Origin of the sequence: Candidatus Amarolinea aalborgensis (assembly GCF_900491745.1) — a bacterium.
Classification (GTDB): Bacteria; Chloroflexota; Anaerolineae; order SSC4; family Amarolineaceae; genus Amarolinea; species Amarolinea aalborgensis.
In genome coordinates this window covers 351,889-368,719 of the sequence record NZ_UETR01000005.1, presented here as the reverse complement: position 1 = coordinate 368,719, position 16,831 = coordinate 351,889, and the positions used below count along the sequence as shown (strand labels likewise).

The following is a 16,831-nucleotide window of genomic DNA, read 5'->3' as shown; positions in this document are numbered from 1 at the left end:
GCGATGACCTATGCCTGAGTTCATCAGCCACAATATCTCCATCGTCAACTTCACCCTCATCAACATCGCCTTAGGGCTGAGCATCTACCTGACCCTGGCGACCGGACTGTTATCTCTGTCCAACGCGGGGTTCATGGCAATTGGCGCGTACACCGCTGCCATCATCGCCTCACAGACCAGTCTGCCGCTCAGCGTTGGCTTTGCCCTGGCTGTCCTCATCGGCATGCTGATCGCCCTGCCCTTCGGCCTGATCGTCCTGCGCCTGCGTGACATCTACCTGGCGATTGCCACGCTTGGTTTTGGCGAAATTGTGCGCATCATCGCCCTGAATGGCGACAAGCTGCTGCGCGCCTTCAGCGGCCGGCCCGACCTGACCATTTTCAACGGCGCCGAAGGCATCACCCTGACCTACCGCACGCCGCAGATCGTCCTGGGCCTGCCCGACACCACCTGGCCGATTTTACTCTATGTGCTGGCCTGCATCTACCTGCTGGCAACCATGCAGCACTCACGCTATGGCCGCTTGATGGCTGCCATCCGCCTGGATGAATCGGCTGCCTCCACGCTGGGCATTCACGTGGTGCGTTACAAACTGCTGGTGTTCGTCCTGGGCGCGGCGTTAGCCGCCGGCGCCGGGGCTTTGAGCACCCCCATCGTGCGCGTCATTGACCCGCGCAACTACGTCTTTGGCCGCGCCGTGGACATCCTGGCCTATGCCGTACTGGGCGGCATGACCCACTGGGCCGGGCCGATCCTGGGCGCGACCTTGCTGTCAACCTTGCCCGAGCTTCTGCGTTTCCTACGCGCACAGCGCGAGGTCATCAACGGTCTGATCATCATGCTGGCGATCATCTATCTGCCTCGCGGCCTGGCTGATCCACGCTTCTGGCGCCGCTTGCGCGTGTGGTCGCGGCCGCGCGACGGGGGGACAGATCATGTCTGACGACATTCCGGCGCTGCTGCGCGTGGAGGAGGTCAGCCGTCAGTTCGGCGGCCTGGCCGCGCTCGATCATGTTTCGTTTGATGTCGCGCCCGGCACCATCTGCGGTTTGATCGGGCCGAACGGGGCTGGCAAGACCACGCTCATCAACATCATCAGCGGCCTGACTCCGCTTAGCAGCGGGCGCATCCTCTTTGCCGGCGCGCCGGTTCAGGGTCTGCCTGCGCACGAACTGGCCCGGCGCGGGGTTGGCCGCACGTTTCAGAACATCCGCCTGTTTGGCGACCTGTCCGTGCTAGAGAATGTCATGGTGGGCCATCACCTGCGCCAACCGGGCACGATCGTCGAGACCCTCCTGCGCCTGCCGCGCACCCGGCACGCGGAACAGGAAGCGCGTCGCGCGGCTCTGGCCTTGCTGCGCCGGCTGCGCCTGGAACACCTGGCGCTGATGGCGGCAGCAGCGCTGTCCTATGGCGATCAACGCCGTGTCGAAATGGCGCGCGCATTGGCAGCGGAACCGCACCTGCTTTTGTTGGATGAACCGGCCGCGGGCATGATCGGCGCAGAAACGGAACAGCTCGCGACTTTCCTAACCGAATTGCGCGCCGGCGGCCTGACCCTGCTTGTGATCGAGCACCACATGGACCTCATCATGAGTGTTTGCGACCAGGTGGTGGTGCTCAACTTTGGCCGCAAGATTGCCGCCGGGACGCCGGACGCGGTGCACAACGATCCGCACGTCATCGAAGCGTATCTGGGCGAAGAGCAAGCGGAGGGATGAACTGACGATGCTGGTGGTGACGAATCTGCACACCGCTTACGGCGCGATCTCTGCGCTGAAGGGCATCTCGTTCGAGGTCGCGCAGGGGAGCGTGGTGGCGCTGGTGGGCGCCAATGGCGCGGGCAAATCAACCACGCTGAACACGATCAGCGGACTGTTAGCGCCGCATGAGGGCAGCATCGTGTTCAACGGGCGCGATATTACGGGCTGGCGGTCGGATCGCGTAGCAGCCCTGGGGCTGGTGCAGGTGCCAGAAGGCCGTCAAATCCTCGCGCCGCTGACCGTGGAAGATAACCTGTTACTGGGCGCCAACCGGCGGCGTGATCGGCATGGCATCCACGCCGATCTGGAGGCGAGCTTTGAGCGTTTCCCGCGGCTGCGCGAACGGCGCCGGCAGGAGGCCGGCTCTCTTTCCGGCGGCGAGCAGCAGATGTTAGCCATCGGTCGCGGCCTGATGGCTCGGCCGCGCTTGCTGATGTTGGATGAACCGTCGCTGGGATTGGCGCCGCTGCTCGTGCAAGAGATTTTCCGTATCATCGCTGACCTCAAGGCGCAGGGGACGACTATCCTATTGGTCGAGCAAAACGCGCGCAAGGCGCTGTACATCGCCGATTATGCCTATGTCCTGGAGAGCGGTCGCATTGTGCGGGAAGGCCCGGCCGCCCAGTTGCGCGCCGACCCAACCATCGTCGAGGCCTACCTCGGCAAAAGCCGCGCATCCTCTTCTGGATGAGAAGCACCCGCCGCAAGGGATGTGCCGGCTTCGACGCAAAGACCCCAAGACGCTGCGGCGCAAAGAAAAAGCATAGCGTCTCTACGCCTTTGCGCCCTTGCGTTAGAGTCGGCTTGCCTCAGTCTTCCCGCATTCCCGCAAAGCACGCGCAGACATTCTATGACGAACGGCGCCGCGTCAGGAACTGCGCCAGGCTGACGATCACGCCCGCCGCCAGGCCAAACAGCAGCCCTGCGCGCAGGTCGAACAGGATGCGCGGGTTACCGGTCACGGTTTGGGCCGCCAGAAACGCGATCGTGCCGTCTTGCACGTGAACGTTCCGCGCGGCCACCGCGCCGATGCCGCCGCCCGTCACCGTCACCGATTCACCGCTCGCCGCGCCGATGCCGCCGTTAGTCACCGTAATGTTGGTGCCCTTCGCGCTGCCGATGCCGCCTTGTGATACCGTGATGCGGTCGGCATGCACCTGATTGACATTGCTCTGGCTGACCGTCACCGTCTGCGCGCTGATCGTCACGCCGGTCTGCCGGTTGACGTTCACCGTCTCCCCGGCGCTATCCGCCGCTTCAGCTATCGAATCGTTGGTTTGTTCGTTACTGCTCATGCTCTCTCTCCATTGATTGTTCAGCGTTCAGCATTGCTCTGATATGGCTGACATCGTTCATGCGCACGAGGCGGGGCGCCGGTTCGAACACCATCTCGCTGATGCCGCCGTTGTCCATCAGGTACCCAGGCCAACGGTTGCCCTGGTTCTCCAAGAGCACGGCCAGCACCGTGGCCAGCGCTCCGCCGTGACTGAAGATGGCGACCGTCTGCCCTGGGTGGCGGCTGAGGATGGCGCGCACCGCGCGCACGAGACGCAGGCCGAATTGCATGGCCGATTCGCCGCCTGGAGGCGCAAAATGCGGGTCGGTTGCCATGCGCGCCCACAGTTGTTTCTCGTCGCGCAGTTCCTCCAGGGTCAGGCCGTCCCACTCTCCCAAGTGAAACTCAGACAAATCGGGGTCAATCTGCACCGGCAGCTCGCCAAGCGACGCAGCCAGGGGCGCCGCCGTCTGCCGCGCGCGGGTCAGCGAGCTGCTGTAGATGGCCTGGATGGGCCGATTCTCACGCACCAGGCGCGCCGCGACGGCTTGGGCCTGGGCCTGCCCGGCGGCGTTCAGCGGCTTGTCGGTGGCGCCCTCCAACTGGCCGTTGGCATTGGCATCGGTTTCGCCATGACGGATGAAAAGGAGGGTTGTTGGGTTCATAGAAGTCATTATTTTTTGTCCTCGAACTTGCGGGCGCTGCGCTGACGGGCGAAGGCGTCGGCGACCATTGGTTTCGCCATGGCCGGCGCCGCCTGGACTGCGCCCAGGCTGAGCGCTGCTTCCGCGGCCTCTTCGGCCGCACGCTCATCCCCAAGCAGCGCCGCGTAGTCTCGCAGGCCTGTCACGCCGGTTTCGGCCTGGCGCGCGGCCGCCGGTGCATTTTGGGCCAACACGCGCGCCACGCCGAGCACGCTGGCCGCTTTCATGTGATCCAGCACCCGCTCGACCACGGGCGCCACCACCCCATCGCGCAAATGGAACGCAGGCTGCTCCATGAAGCGCACGGTTACGCGGTTAAGCGCGGTTTTGAGCGCATGGCCCGCAGGTGAGCGGCACGTGACTGCGCCCTCGAAGCTTAGCTTCGAGCCGGGCGTGTGGGCGGGCAGCGTCACCCGGATCGGCGCCTCCAACTCGGTGTCGGTGGGGATGTCGCCGAACGCCATGACCGCCGCTGGTGATTATCCATATATCTTCGTTGGTCGCGCCTCGCCAGATTCATACCGATCCTGCTGCAAACAGCTCCCTAAGTGCGCCAACGTCGTGCAGCGCCAGGTCTGCCTCTACGAACTGGGACAGCAGCGGTCGCAGGTCGCGCTCCCAATCGGCTGCAGCCTGGGCCAGCGCCGCGTCTAGCGCGGTTGCGGTCAAGGTCAAGTCATAGAGCGCCAGCTTGCGCTCCACCAGGGTCCGCTCCAGCGCCACGCCCTGGTCCAACAAGAGCCAGACGTCGTACAGATCGCGCGCTTTGGCTCGCACCACCAACGCCCGCACCTTCTCGGCCAGTAGATGCTCAGGCGTCAACACCGTCACCACGAACGGCCGCACATCGTCGTATGCCGAGCGCACCAGCTCGCGCCGTGTTTCCACAGGTTCCTGTCGCCGGCTGATGTCTACCCGCACTTTGCCCTTGCTGCGGTCCCGTCCATCGTACAGCGGGCCTTGGTAGCTCACATCCAGGCTGTAGCCCACCTCGCCCTCCCACTCGTTGCGCACGTCAGCCATCACGCCGAAGTCAGCCAGATCGCCCACGATCTGCTGCCAAAGTCTGCGCAGGGACGCCACGCTGTCCGGGCTGTCTGCGCCAACGGCCAGGTTGAAGTCCAAGTCTTCCGAGAAGCGGTTGCCGCGGTAAACGAGGCGCAGCGCGGTTCCGCCCTTGAACACCAGCGCTTGCGATCGGCGAGTCAGCGCCAGTAGGAGCAGATGCTGAAGATAGTCCCGCTCCTGTACTTGCATGCCAACGCGCTGGCTTTGGGCCAGGCGCTGGATTTGCGCGCGTGTCAACATCAGCCCATCCCCCGCGGAAAAAGCTCGGCGGCGGACAGGTTGAGATTGACCCGCCACAGACTGTCCATCCGGCCGTTGGTCGGCCGACTGGGATCGAGCTTGACCGGGCTGGCCGAGTGAATCAGGTCGTCTACAGACAGCGATTGCCCCAACTGGCCAATCAGAAAGCCCAGCCGTGAACCAAGGCTCTTGTCGCCCATGCGGTTGGCATAGTCCACCAGCGTCGCCACGTCAACCTCACCGAGGGCAGCGCGCAAAGCCTTCGCCACTTCGGCCACACCGCCAGCGTAGCGAGGTTCGGCCAGGCTGTCAATGATGGCCTTGGCTTCGTCGGCGATCAACACCGGCAGCTCACCCACGGTCTCGCGGCGGTAGCCGAACAATTTGTGGGGTTGCACGGTCACGAAGCGAAAGCGGTGGTCGTGAAAGACCACAGGCCGCTTCTTTTTGGTCGTCGCCACGAAGACGGTCAGCGGCGCCTGCTCCGTAAAGCCGTAGTAGTGCAGCGCCGACCAGAAGGAAACGTAACCCGGCGTCACCAACTGGCTGGCGATGAAGAGAGGGTTGGCCAAGACGCGTTCCGGCTCGAAGCCCAGCACCAGGTACTTGCCGTTCTCGACCTCGACCAGCAGTTCTGACTCTTTGAGCTGGGCCACCACCTGGTAAATGCGCGTGGGCGGCAGCGCAAACAGATCGGCCAGGGTACGCGTGGTGACGAAGAATAGATCAAGTTCATGCAGGCGCTTGATGATCGAAAGCGAGGATAGATTATCACTCATATGGCATAAAAAATTACCCGATTTGTGGCACATCATACCACAAGAACTGAGTCGTGGCAAGCGAGGATCAGGGCATGGGTGCTTTTTACGGGGGATCGGGCACTGTGATTCAACGACGACGAAAGTAACTGGTCGTACTGATGAAACCCATTCTGCGCGAAAACAGCCTTTGGAAGGCCTCCCAAAGGCTGTTTTAGAGATATGACAGATGCTGTGTCGGGGCGAGAGGATTTGAACCTCCGACCTCACGGACCCGAACCGTGCGCGCTAGCCGAACTGCGCTACGCCCCGAACAGACCAAACTATACCACATGTCCCCCGTTCCGCCAAAATCAGCGGGTCAACTGCACACGCGCGGCGGAACGCGGCGGGTTGGGGTTGATCAGCGGAGATTGGCACGCAGCGTCTTTGCCAAAACGTAGGCCTTATGCTAAACTTAGGTCGTTCGCACGAGGGCCACAAGCCCTCGTTCTTTCTGCCCGCGGCCTGACCGGGGGCAAACCCATAGAAAGGAGGCATGCGGACCTCAATGAACGAATACGAATTGATGACTATCGTCCGCACAGAGTTGGATGAAGAGGGCGTCAATACGCTGAACGAGCGCATCGGCGACCTCATTCGCACATCCGGTGGCGAGGTAATCGAAACGCAACTGTGGGGCCGGCGTACGCTTGCATATTTGATTCGCAAGCAACGTGAAGGCAACTATGTCCTGTTTCGGCTGCGATTGCTACCATCGGCCACAGCAGCGCTCGAACGCTCGCTGCGTCTCAACGAGAACGTGCTGCGCCATTTGCTTATCCGCAAGGAGGCGTAGAGACATCGGCCTTGCTTGATGCCGTTACGCGCCGCCCTGTCCAGGGCCGCGTAATGCCCCGTTTGGCGCATCGTGGAGCCAAAAGCCCACGTTGAAGAGCCAACATGAGGAGCCAGACACATGCCAAGAGGTCTGAACAAAGTCATGATCATCGGCCAAATCGGCCATGATCCCGACATGCGTTACACACCCAGCGGCAAACCCGTGACGTCGTTTAGCGTCACTGTGACCCGTACGTGGGTGACAGCCGAAGGGGAACGCCGCGAGGCCACCGAGTGGTTCAACGTGGTGGCCTGGGGAAACCTGGCAGAAATCTGCAATCAATACCTGCGTAAAGGCCGGCGCGTCTACGTGGAAGGGCACCTGCAAACCCGTAGCTGGGAAGACCAAAGCGGGCAGAAGCATTTCCGCACCGAGTTGGTCGCGAACGAGATGATCATGCTCGATAGCCGCCCAGGCAGCAGTGAAGTTGATTATGCCAGCAGCGACGAAGAAGAGAACAATTACTAGTGAGAGCAGGAGTAGACTGTGGCTACGAATTTTGACATCGTAGATGATGAATTGGATGACGTGGGCGATGACCGCGGTGGTCGTCCGCGTGGCGGTCGCCCAGTGCGCGGCCGCGGCGGGCCGCCGACTGGCCCTGGTGGACGTCGTTTCGGCGCAGTGCGCCGTCGCGTGTGCGCTTTCTGTGTTGACAAGGTCAAGTTCATTGACCACAAAGCCGTGGATGTTCTGAGCCGCTACGTCACCGAGCGCGGCAAGATCCGTCCACGCCGCAAAACCAGCACCTGCGCCCGCCATCAGCGCGAACTGTCTGTGGCGATCAAACGCGCGCGCTACCTTGCCCTGCTGACTTACGTCGGCGGTACACAAGGTTAATTCTGACCAGGAGCGCCACGCGGCATGGCAAAGCGAGAACGAGCGGTTAAAGAACCGACCAAGAAACAGACGGCCCTCAACCGGCGTGAGCGTGAGCTTCAACGCCGCGTTCTGATTGGCGTCGGCATTACCGGCGCCCTCGTGGTGATCGTGCTGGCTGTCGGGTTACTCCAACAACTAGTTCTGATTCCCAACTCGCCGGTGGCAACGGTCAACGGCGACACCATCACAACCGACCGCTACCAGGCTCGGGTGAAGTACGAACGTGCGCTGCTCGTGAATCAACTGGCGCAGTATCAGCAGATTCAGCAGCAGCTCGATCCTAATGGCTCCAACAACTTCTTTGGTTCCCAAATCCAACAGCTTCAACAGCAGTTGAGCAACCCGGAGACCCTGGCTCTGAATGTGCTCGACAACATGGTGGATGAAGCGCTGATTCGCCAGGAAGCCGCCAAGCGCAATATCACCGTGGACCCGGCGGACGTGGAGAAAGAAGTCGCGAAGAGCTTCGGTTACGAGCCTGATGCGACGCCGACGCCGATCGTCACGCCGGCGACCATCACCTCAACCCAGGTGGTGACAACGTCGGCCGGTGTGACTGAGACGCAGGTGGTCAGCGCGACGGTAACGCCCGCGCCGACGCCGACGCCTTTCACCGAAGCTGAGTATCAGCGTATTTACAAAGAGACGCTGGACAATATCAGCAAATCATCGGGTGTGACCGAGGCGGAGTTCCGCACCCTGACCGAAAACCGTCTGCTGCGCACGAAGCTGCAAGACGTGGTAACGGCGGACGTGCCTACAACCGAAGAGGAAATCCACGCGCGGCACATCCTGGTCAAGGTGGCTGCCACCGCCACGGCTGAAGAGAAACAGAAGGCCGATGAGAAAATCAAGGCTGCGCTGGAACGCCTCAAGAAGGGCGAACCCTTCGATGTGGTGGCCAAGGAAGTCTCTGAAGATAGCTCGGCCGCGCAAGGCGGCGACCTGGGCTGGTTCGGCAAGGGCCGCATGGTGGCGGAGTTCGAAGACGCCGCCTTCAAGCTCGAAGTCAACCAGATCAGCGACATCGTGACGACGCAGTTCGGTTATCATATCATCCAGGTTACGGAGAAGGACCCCGCACGTAAATTGGATGACAGCACCCTGGCTAGCAAGAAGCAGCAGGCCTTCGCCGACTTCTTGACCAAGCTGCGTGAGGCATCCAAGATCGAACGGTCGTGGAACACGAGTAAGATCCCGCCCACACCCATCGGCGGCTAGTTTTGCGCCACGGATTGAAAAAGAACCGGATTTCGTCAGAAACCCGGTTCTTTTTTTATTGCATTTCTCCCCAGCTAACGGAATTGGCTAGCCCAGGCGTTTCTTCGCTTCAGCCGTCAGCGCCGGCACCACGGCAAACAGGTCGCCGACGATACCATAGTTGGCAATGCCGAAGATGGGCGCTTCCGGGTCCTTATTGATCGCGACGATGACCTTGGACGATCCCATGCCGGCCAGGTGCTGAATGGCGCCTGAAATGCCGCACGCCACATACAGATCAGGGCGCACGGTCTTGCCAGTCTGGCCGACCTGGTGCTTGTACGGAATCCAGCCCGCGTCCACCGCAGCGCGGCTGGCGCCCATCGCGCCGCCTAGCGCATCGGCCAGCGCCTTGATGGGCGCAAAGCCTTCCGGCCCCTTGACGCCGCGACCGCCGGAGACGATGATGCGGGCATCACCCAGGCTCACTTCGCCGCCGCCAACCACCTCGAAGCTGTTCACGACGGCCCCGGCCTGTCCTTCAGCCAGCGCCGGCGTGACCTTGACCACGTTGCCTGCCCGGCCCGGATTGGCATCTGGCGCGGGGAACGCGCGGTTGCGCACACTGGCAATCTGCGGATCAGCCTTGCTGACCACATCCACCAGGATGTTGCCGGAGTAGATCGGTCGCGTGGCCAACAGGCGGCCGTCGCGCAGCGAAAGATCGAGCACGTCCGCAGCCACGCCTGTGTTGAGATCGCAGGCGACTGCGCCGCTGAGATCGCGGCCGCGCATGCTGGCCGGGAAGAGGACGATAGATGGCTTGGCGTCGCCGATGACCTTCTTGATCACTTCGGTATACGGATTGAGGCGGAAGGATTTCAGGCTGGGGTCATCACACGCGTAGACCGTGTCTGCCCCGTAGCTGATGGCTGCCGCGACAATGGCATCTATACCGCTGCCCAGGACGATGGCGCCGGTCGTGACCTTGAGCTCATCGGCCAACTGACGCGCCTTGCCTAGAATCTCCCAGGAACTGCTGGTTGGTTTGCCGTCGAATTGTTCGACCCAAATAAGAACTGACATTGGTGTGTGTCCTCCTTCCCTAAAGTACCTTATCGGCTAACAGCCGATCCATGAGGATGGAGGCTTGCTGCTCCACACTGTCGGCCTTGATCATCTCGCACTTGGTCGCGCGCGCGGGCGGCTTGCGCATATCCACCCAATCCATGACGGAACCAGCCTTGCCAACCTGGCTTGCGCTGAGACCCAGGTCGCCAGCGGCCCACGTCGGAACGGCGGCCTTCGATGCCTTGCGGATGCCCATGAAGCTGGGGTAGCGCGGCTCGTTGATCTCGCGCGCCACGGAGATGACCGCCGGCAGGGTGGCCGTGACGGTCTCTTTGCCTTCTTCCATGCCGCGCTCAACGGTGATCTTGCCGCCGCTGATATCCACCACCTTCGTGACGCCGCTCAGATAGCTGGCGCCCAAGAGGCGGGAAAGGCCTACGGACACCAGGCCGCTGTTGCCATCCACGGCCTGTTTGCCGGTGATCACCACATCGGCCGCGCCGCTCTTCTTGATCGCGCCCGCTAACACACGCGCGGTGGCCCACGCGTCGCCATCCTTGAACGCGCCATCGCTGAGCAATACCGCATTGGCAATGCCCATGGCGATTGCCGTGCGCAGCGCTTCGATCGCTTGGGCTGGGCCAATGCTGACGGCCGTGACATCAGCCTTGAAGCGCTCACTCAGACGAATGCCTTCTTCCAGGGCAAACTCATCCCAGGGGTTGACCACCATGGTCACCCCCAGCTCGCCTGACTTGGCGCGCGCCAAGTCTACCTTGGGCAATTCTGCTGTGTCAGGCGTCTGTTTGACGCAAACAACAATCTTCATACACCTCTTCCTTTCACTTCACTGGGCGGGGGAAAGGTCAGCACTGAATTTATGTTGGAAATCGAAACCCTCAACGTCGCCTGGCGTCGCTCATGCCAGCGCCTTCAGAAGTTTAACCGTATTGCGGCTGCGCGCCATGAGAAAAATCATACACACGCATTATAACATTTGATGACGCGTTGCGCAACAAGCTCGCGGCCTTTGTTGTTCTTGTGCAACGGCGCAGGCATCCTGCGCCGACTGCGCAGCGACGGGTTCGGTCTGCTTAACGTGTGAAGAAGGTGACCTCCTCCAAGAACAGGCTGTCGCCTTGCTGCGACATCGGCCCACCGGTGACAGCCAGACGGTCGCGCGTGACTGGATCATACATACCGCATACCAGCGTGTAGGTGCCCGGCGCCATGTTGGACGGCAGCAGCAAGCGGTGTTCGTCGCGGATCGGCTGCCCAGGGACCCAGATCGAGGTGGGCGCCAACCCTTCCGCCGGCTCTCCATCGTGTTGAGCCACGATCGCGCGTGCGGGATCGAGGAGATGCACAAATACCGTGTAGTCGGCGTTGATATAGCGCGCCGTTTGCCACTGCAGGATGACCTCCAGGGCCGTGTCTGAACGGCGCAGCGAATATCCTAACAGCAGGATAGAATCGCCTAATTCCACGTTCAACGGCCGTTCGACCGGCGTCACGGCCCGCGCGACATCGGGCAACAGGCCGATTTTGCCCATGGCCAGCGACGCCGCCAACGGTTGAATCTCTCCGCTCGCCTGGTCCCTGCGATACATGCCTGTCAGGAGGGTGTACGCGCCAGGCTGCAGCGTGGATGGCAGCGTCATCGTGAAGACATCGCGCAGAATCTCGCCTGGACGCCATAGGCTTGTTGGGTAGTAAAGGCCGCCGGCTAGATGATCATTGCCCTGCGCCACCTTGGCTCCTGACGCGTCGAGAAGTTGCACGAAGCCGGTATAGTCGGCATCGAGCGCCTGCTGCGGCTGCCAGTAGAGCGTGACTCGCAGCGCGCCGCCAGGCCGCAGTTGACTGGTGGGGTCGGTGCCGTAACCGGTCAAGCGCAGCACCTCGCCCAACCTGACATTCAGCGGCCGTTCTGGCGTTCGGGTGACTGCAGGGCCGTTGACGCGCACGACTTGACCGGTGGCTGTCAGATCGAATTTGACATCAAGCCCGGGCATTGGCTTGACGAGGATGACCGGGCGCCCGCCGCCCAGGCTAAGCGCGCTTTCGACGACGCGCACCACGTTGTTGAACCCCGCATCGGTCACAATCAGGGGGAAGAGGCCAGTCAGACCTTGATGTTCCCGCCGCACCAATTGGTAGTACCAGAGCGGCATCATTTCGTCGCGATCATTGCTGACCAAAATGGCGTTCGCTGGGATTGGTTGGCTGAAAATCTGCTCCCAAAACGCCGCGGCGGTGTTGTGCTGACTCAGATCATACATCGGAAAACGCCAGAGCAACCATACGAGCGGCCAAATGAGCAGGGCGGCCGGGATAAGCAGGGAAAGATTCCAATCCCGGCCGCGCGCCAGCCGGTCGCCGACCTGCACCAGCGCGGCCAGGCCGGTCGCCAACCACAGCCCCAGCAGCATATAGACTGGGATGTACATGACGGCAATGTCGCCAATGCCATAAAAGAGATTGAAGCCGAGCAAGGCCAGCAGCGCTGCGCCGGTCAGGGTCAACATACCGCGGCGTTGGCGTAGAAGCAGGTGCAGTGCGCCCAGGGCCGCTAACGCCAGGCCTACGACGCCGAACTGCAGCCTGGCCCAGGTCAGCGCCTGCGGCGCCTGCGCCAGCGCAGCCTGCACGCTGCGCAGCGAACCGGCGAAACGCACGCCGGTGGCCCATTGCACAAAACCGCTAACCCCGCCTTCGTAGAGCTGCAGCACATTGCCCTCGCTTAGTTCCAATCGGGCGTAGGGGGTGTGCAGCGCACGCCAGGGAATCGTCAGATACAGAAGCAGCGGCAGCCCCGCGCACACGAGGAGGATCAGCAGGCGACGCAGCTGCAGGGCCAGGCCGGGTTGCACACGCAGGATGAAGAGAACGAAGGCTGGGACCAACAGCACTGTGGTTTGATGATGCGTCAGGCTGAAGCCGAACATGACGGCCGCGGCGTTTAGCCAGCGCCCGGCGCCTGTCTCGGCGGCTCGATGGGCCGCGGCCCATCGCAGCAGCAGGTAAAAGACGGCCAGCATGAGCGCGGCATTGAGTGTGTAGACTTCGGCAATGGTTGCCTGCGACCACCAGGTGGGTGAAACCGCCAGCAGCAGCGCAGCCATCAGGCCGCAGACCTGACGGCTCATATCACTCTGCTTGGGGAGGACCCGCACCAAGAGATGCTGCGTCACCAGGAAGAAGAAGCCAAGCGCGATGCCGCCCCACAGCACAGAAAAGGCGTTGACCCGCGTCGCGGGTTCAGGCCACCAAAAGGTCGCCTGCGTCCACAGCCAGCCCAGGAGGCCATACAGCGGATACCCTGTCGGATGAATGAGGCCGCCGATGGGCAGGGCAAACTGCAGTTCACCGGAATCGCCAAAAAGCAGCCCTGGCGCCATCGTTGCCCCGTACAGAACCCAGCCGCCGACCATCAGCGCCAGCGCCAGCGCCATCTGCGCTGAGAGCCTGGGCTTCAGCTTCTGTCGGTTGTTCGCCGCCGTTTCCACAATCAGGTCAGCCTTTCTTCTTTCCTCGTCCCTCTGGCTTCACGGGTGCATTTCAAACTGGGGGCATGTTGGGCGATTGAGGCTTCGTCGTGAGCTCAGCCGAACGATCGCTGCAACCACTACCAAGCCTAACCTGCGTGGGCTGCACCGCGAAACTGAAATGCGCCCGCTATAAGATGCGAGCCTTTCCCAGGCTGTCAGGCCCGATAGGGCCTTGCACCTCGTAGCCCGATCCGTTCACGGTCGGGCGGCGTTGGTTGCGCGCACGCCATCCAGTGCAACCCCGCCGGAGGCCAAAGGCCATCCGGCTACGAGGTGCAAGCCCCTGCGGGGCTACGCCCCCAATTTGAAATGCACTCTGGCTTCACTCGACGCGCACCCAATCCACGGCCAGGGCCAGGGGCCGGGCATCGCCGCCTACTCTGAGATACGCGTCGCTCGGGGCAATCGCCTGCGCGGCCGCGCCATTCCCCGCGCCTTGCACGCCAACTGCGGCGAAACTAGAGCCTGCCGCCAGATTGGTTGCCAAGCCCAGGCGTTCCAAGGCCGTGCGCGCGCCGGCCGTCAAATGCTGCGTGGCATCCCCTTTGGTGGCGACCACAATCACGCGGCCGGCCGGCGCCTGCGCCAGGTAAGCGGCCAGCGCCTCAGCCTCAAATTCGTTGGCGGCCGTGTCGAAGCCGCGCGTATCGAGCAGCGCGCCTGTTTTTTCGTCTAGGATCGCCAGGTTGACCCCGCGGCGGCCAGCCGAGGCATCCACGCGCTGTCCCTTCGCGGTGGTGAGGGTGATGAACGCCTCGCTGAAAGCATGCACCTCGATAATGACTGGCGCGCGTACGCCGGTCGCGCCGATCAAGGCCGTTTCCGGCTGCGCATCGCGCGGGGCCTGCGTCCAGCCGCTGCGCAGGCTGATGGTGTTAGGGCCGCGGCGCACCGCGGCCGCGGGCGCTTCGAAGGTGATTTCCTGCCAGCCAGGGCTTAACTCATGCTGCCCCAGGGAATAGCCGTTCCAGTCCACGGCCAGCGTTTGCGCAGGGCCGCCAGGGTAACTGTAGGGCGTGACGCGCAGCGTCAGTTTGAAGTTCTGACCGGGCTGCGGCTGCACCGGCAGGAAGAGCTCGGTCTGGCGGCCGGTCATCCACACGGCGCTGGCGCCCGCCAGATCGGCTTCATCCACATCCCAGTGATCGCCGCGGTAGGGCAGGGTGTCCTGGCGGCCAAAATCGAGTACAAAAGGCAGCGGCGGAGGCGGCGCCTGCACCCTGTAAACCTGCACGCCGTCGGCCTCGAACAGGGGTTGGGGGTCAACCGGAAGCACTTGCAGAGCATAGTCACGCGTCGTCTGCCAGGTGTCTGCATACGGATAGCGCCCTGCCACGGGCGGGTTGACCACCAGGTAACGCACATCGAGCAGGGTCATCAAGGCCGCGGCCTGGCTGCGGGCAGCCTGATCCAGTGCGGGTGCAGGCGCTTGATACATCTCCAGGCCGGTCAACGCCTGGAAGAGCGGCAGGCGCTCGAAATAGTCGAACTTGAAGGGCGGATTGCGCACCGCGTTGCCGCCGATGATCGGTTGACCGTGGACATGCTGATACCACTGCACGCGCGTATCTTCGGAGCCAAAGACGCGAAAGCCGTTGCGCCAACCCAGCGGCAGCGAGAGCACCGCGTATGGGCCTGGCTCCTGCGCCAGTTGGCTGTATACGGTCGGCGGCCGCGCGTCGGTCAAGGGCAGGGGCCAGGCCAGGTGTTCAAAGAGCACCGCGGCCGCCAGCAGCCCACTCAGACCGACGGTCAGAGCCTGGCCTGACCGCCAGCCAGCGATGCGCGCGCGCAGCTGCTGACTGCCCACAGCCGCCAGCACGGCCAGCGCCAGCATGAGCGGGATGCTGAAGCGGTTGGGCGTGCGGTTGGCGTTGATGAACGGCAGGTAGTGCAGCAGGGCGAATGGCAGCGGGAAGGTGACGCCCTCCGGCAGCAGGTTGTCCAGGGCAAAGCGCCACTGGCCGTTGATTTGCAGCAGCGGGCCTAGTGAGAGCAGCGCGCTGAGTGCGGCCAACGCCGTCCAGGCGCGGCCTTCGACAAACTCAGGCCCCGTGCCTTCGACAAGCTCAGGCCCCGTGCCTTCGACAAACTCAGGCCCCGTGCGGTGAGCCTGTCGAACCGCAGTCGAGCCGTCGCGTCCCCCTCGCCACGCGGTCAGCGCAGCCACGAGCGCCAACGCCAGGGTGACAAATCCCACGAAGCCGGTGTTGACGTCGCTGAAGCGTGCGCTGCCGGTTTCGGCCGCGCGCAGCGCAAGCGGCCAATCCTGCCCCAGCAGGGGATGCAGCGCCACGGGCGTGACGAAGCTCGCCAGGTCGTTGGAGAGCTTGAGCGCATCGCCCCAGCCTTCCAGGCCGTAGCGGCCGCCGGCCATCTCGCGCACGGTGGGTACGAGCAGGTAGCCGCTGACCAGCGCAGCGACCGCGCCAGCCACGGCCAGCCGCGCCATCTGCTGCCCCAGGCGGGCGACGCGTGCGGCCGGCGCCCCGTTTGGCCGCGGTTGAAGCGGCAGCAGGGTCAGCAGCGCCAGCGCCAGGAAGACCGCAAAGGTCATGTCGGTGAGCAGGAGGAAACCGGTAAAGAGGCCGGCCAGCGCGGCTGGGCGCCAGGCTGCGCGCCCGTTGGCCCGACCCGCCTTGAGAAAATAGAGCAGGGCAAACGGCAGCCACTGCACGCTGGCGATGTTGTAATGACCGAGGGCCTGGTAAATGGCGCGATTGGCGCCAAACGCGTAAATCAGCCCGGCCAGCAGCGCGGGGAATAGCGGCGCGAGCTCGCGTTTGCCGGCGGGCCGCAGCAGCCAGCGCGTCAAAAGGAAGGCGCCGTAGCCGCTCATGATGGTGGCAAACCAAAGCATCAGGTTGCTGGCAAAAGGTACGTTGACCGCCAACTGCAAGGGCAGGCCCAGCACGGCATGAAACAAGTTGTAGGTGTAGAGGATCAAATCCAGGCCAAGCGGATAAAAGAGCAGGTTGGTGTGCAGCGGGCTGCTGTGCAGATTCAGCGCCGCGGTTTTGAACCACCAGGCGCTCCACAAGAAGGTGTATTCATCGAAAGCCCAGGTAGCGCTGCCCGGCGCATGCGTCGTCAAATGCGTGACCAGGGGATAGGTCAGGGCCAGGGTAAGCATGGAGAATAACGCCAGGGCCGCCACATGTGGCCGACGCCGGATGGACGAAAACAAACGCATAGCTGCCTCGCGCAACGAGATAGGGTGATGTTACCACAGGCGCAACCGAATGACAAAGCAGAAATGACAAGACAAAAACACGCCTCTTGACAGGTTTCTCGGTTTTTGATATGCTATCACCACAAACCCCTTGAATGGTAAGAACCTCGCCTGTTCTATCCACTCCTGTGGTCAGTCAACCTGATTCCAACCCACCAGAAGGAGGTTACTCCACGTCATGCCAGCTCAATTCCACACACCGTACC

16 protein-coding genes and 1 tRNA gene are annotated in these 16,831 nt (G+C 62.7%); 7 read left to right on the top strand and 10 right to left on the bottom strand.

What is annotated here, in order from left to right; all coding sequences use genetic code 11:
* Nucleotides 1–10 precede the first annotated feature (10 nt).
* Genes ACPQ6D_RS09700 through ACPQ6D_RS09690 form a run of 3 tightly spaced genes read left to right on the top strand, consistent with a single transcriptional unit; the run spans nucleotide 11 to nucleotide 2,454 of the window.
* Nucleotides 11–943 (top strand): branched-chain amino acid ABC transporter permease, encoded by a 933-nt coding sequence (locus ACPQ6D_RS09700; protein ID WP_423224108.1) that lies wholly within the window; start codon nucleotides 11–13, stop codon nucleotides 941–943.
* Complete coding sequence (locus ACPQ6D_RS09695) at nucleotides 936–1,721, top strand: ABC transporter ATP-binding protein (protein ID WP_423224107.1); 786 nt, start codon at nucleotides 936–938, stop codon at nucleotides 1,719–1,721. The genes ACPQ6D_RS09700 and ACPQ6D_RS09695 overlap by 8 nt, the downstream gene beginning before the upstream one ends.
* Before the next feature lie 7 nt (nucleotides 1,722–1,728).
* The gene (locus ACPQ6D_RS09690) at nucleotides 1,729–2,454 is read left to right on the top strand and encodes an ABC transporter ATP-binding protein (protein WP_423224106.1); all 726 of its coding nucleotides are present in this window, start codon (nucleotides 1,729–1,731) and stop codon (nucleotides 2,452–2,454) included.
* A gap of 157 nt (nucleotides 2,455–2,611) precedes the next feature.
* On the opposite strand, the gene ACPQ6D_RS09685 is transcribed toward ACPQ6D_RS09690, so the two are convergent.
* The 6 genes from ACPQ6D_RS09685 to ACPQ6D_RS09660 form a co-directional block, all read right to left on the bottom strand.
* On the bottom strand, nucleotides 2,612–3,058 hold the full coding sequence (locus ACPQ6D_RS09685) for a hypothetical protein (protein WP_423224105.1): 447 nt from the start codon (nucleotides 3,056–3,058) through the stop codon (nucleotides 2,612–2,614).
* Nucleotides 3,048–3,704: a histidine phosphatase family protein gene (locus ACPQ6D_RS09680; RefSeq protein WP_423224104.1), complete on the bottom strand. Its 657-nt coding sequence runs from the start codon at nucleotides 3,702–3,704 to the stop codon at nucleotides 3,048–3,050. Before ACPQ6D_RS09680 ends, ACPQ6D_RS09685 begins: the two co-directional genes overlap by 11 nt.
* Before the next feature lie 8 nt (nucleotides 3,705–3,712).
* Complete coding sequence (locus ACPQ6D_RS09675) at nucleotides 3,713–4,207, bottom strand: hypothetical protein (RefSeq protein WP_423224103.1); 495 nt, start codon at nucleotides 4,205–4,207, stop codon at nucleotides 3,713–3,715.
* A 52-nt stretch (nucleotides 4,208–4,259) separates the two neighbouring features.
* Nucleotides 4,260–5,051 carry a nucleotidyl transferase AbiEii/AbiGii toxin family protein gene (locus tag ACPQ6D_RS09670; protein WP_423224102.1) on the bottom strand — a complete coding sequence of 264 codons (792 nt, stop codon included), beginning with the start codon at nucleotides 5,049–5,051 and terminating at the stop codon, nucleotides 4,260–4,262.
* On the bottom strand, nucleotides 5,051–5,830 hold the full coding sequence (locus ACPQ6D_RS09665; RefSeq protein WP_423224101.1) for a type IV toxin-antitoxin system AbiEi family antitoxin domain-containing protein: 780 nt from the start codon (nucleotides 5,828–5,830) through the stop codon (nucleotides 5,051–5,053). The genes ACPQ6D_RS09670 and ACPQ6D_RS09665 overlap by 1 nt, the downstream gene beginning before the upstream one ends.
* 216 nt (nucleotides 5,831–6,046) lie before the next feature.
* Nucleotides 6,047–6,121 (bottom strand) — tRNA-Pro (locus ACPQ6D_RS09660).
* 238 nt (nucleotides 6,122–6,359) lie between these two features.
* On the opposite strand from ACPQ6D_RS09660, the gene rpsF reads away from it, so the two are divergent.
* The 4 genes from rpsF to ACPQ6D_RS09640 all read left to right on the top strand — a co-directional run bounded on the left by rpsF (nucleotide 6,360) and on the right by ACPQ6D_RS09640 (nucleotide 8,792).
* Nucleotides 6,360–6,647, top strand: coding sequence for a 30S ribosomal protein S6 (gene rpsF / locus ACPQ6D_RS09655; RefSeq protein ID WP_423224100.1), 288 nt, complete (start codon nucleotides 6,360–6,362; stop codon nucleotides 6,645–6,647).
* Nucleotides 6,648–6,767: 120 nt separating this feature from the next.
* The gene (locus tag ACPQ6D_RS09650) at nucleotides 6,768–7,157 is read left to right on the top strand and encodes a single-stranded DNA-binding protein (protein WP_423224099.1); all 390 of its coding nucleotides are present in this window, start codon (nucleotides 6,768–6,770) and stop codon (nucleotides 7,155–7,157) included.
* Nucleotides 7,158–7,175: 18 nt separating this feature from the next.
* Nucleotides 7,176–7,529 carry a 30S ribosomal protein S18 gene (gene rpsR, locus ACPQ6D_RS09645; protein ID WP_423224098.1) on the top strand — a complete coding sequence of 118 codons (354 nt, stop codon included), beginning with the start codon at nucleotides 7,176–7,178 and terminating at the stop codon, nucleotides 7,527–7,529.
* A 24-nt stretch (nucleotides 7,530–7,553) separates the two neighbouring features.
* On the top strand, nucleotides 7,554–8,792 hold the full coding sequence (locus tag ACPQ6D_RS09640) for a peptidylprolyl isomerase (RefSeq protein ID WP_423224097.1): 1,239 nt from the start codon (nucleotides 7,554–7,556) through the stop codon (nucleotides 8,790–8,792).
* Nucleotides 8,793–8,879: 87 nt separating this feature from the next.
* On the opposite strand, the gene ACPQ6D_RS09635 is transcribed toward ACPQ6D_RS09640, so the two are convergent.
* From ACPQ6D_RS09635 to ACPQ6D_RS09620, 4 genes are all read right to left on the bottom strand, one after another.
* The gene (locus tag ACPQ6D_RS09635; RefSeq protein ID WP_423224096.1) at nucleotides 8,880–9,857 is read right to left on the bottom strand and encodes an electron transfer flavoprotein subunit alpha/FixB family protein; all 978 of its coding nucleotides are present in this window, start codon (nucleotides 9,855–9,857) and stop codon (nucleotides 8,880–8,882) included.
* Nucleotides 9,858–9,876: 19 nt separating this feature from the next.
* The gene (locus ACPQ6D_RS09630) at nucleotides 9,877–10,671 is read right to left on the bottom strand and encodes an electron transfer flavoprotein subunit beta/FixA family protein (protein ID WP_423224095.1); all 795 of its coding nucleotides are present in this window, start codon (nucleotides 10,669–10,671) and stop codon (nucleotides 9,877–9,879) included.
* A gap of 265 nt (nucleotides 10,672–10,936) precedes the next feature.
* The gene (locus ACPQ6D_RS09625) at nucleotides 10,937–13,351 is read right to left on the bottom strand and encodes a glycosyltransferase family 117 protein (protein WP_423224094.1); all 2,415 of its coding nucleotides are present in this window, start codon (nucleotides 13,349–13,351) and stop codon (nucleotides 10,937–10,939) included.
* Between the two features lie 364 nt (nucleotides 13,352–13,715).
* Complete coding sequence (locus ACPQ6D_RS09620; RefSeq protein WP_423224093.1) at nucleotides 13,716–16,586, bottom strand: interleukin-like EMT inducer domain-containing protein; 2,871 nt, start codon at nucleotides 16,584–16,586, stop codon at nucleotides 13,716–13,718.
* Nucleotides 16,587–16,831 lie beyond the last annotated feature (245 nt).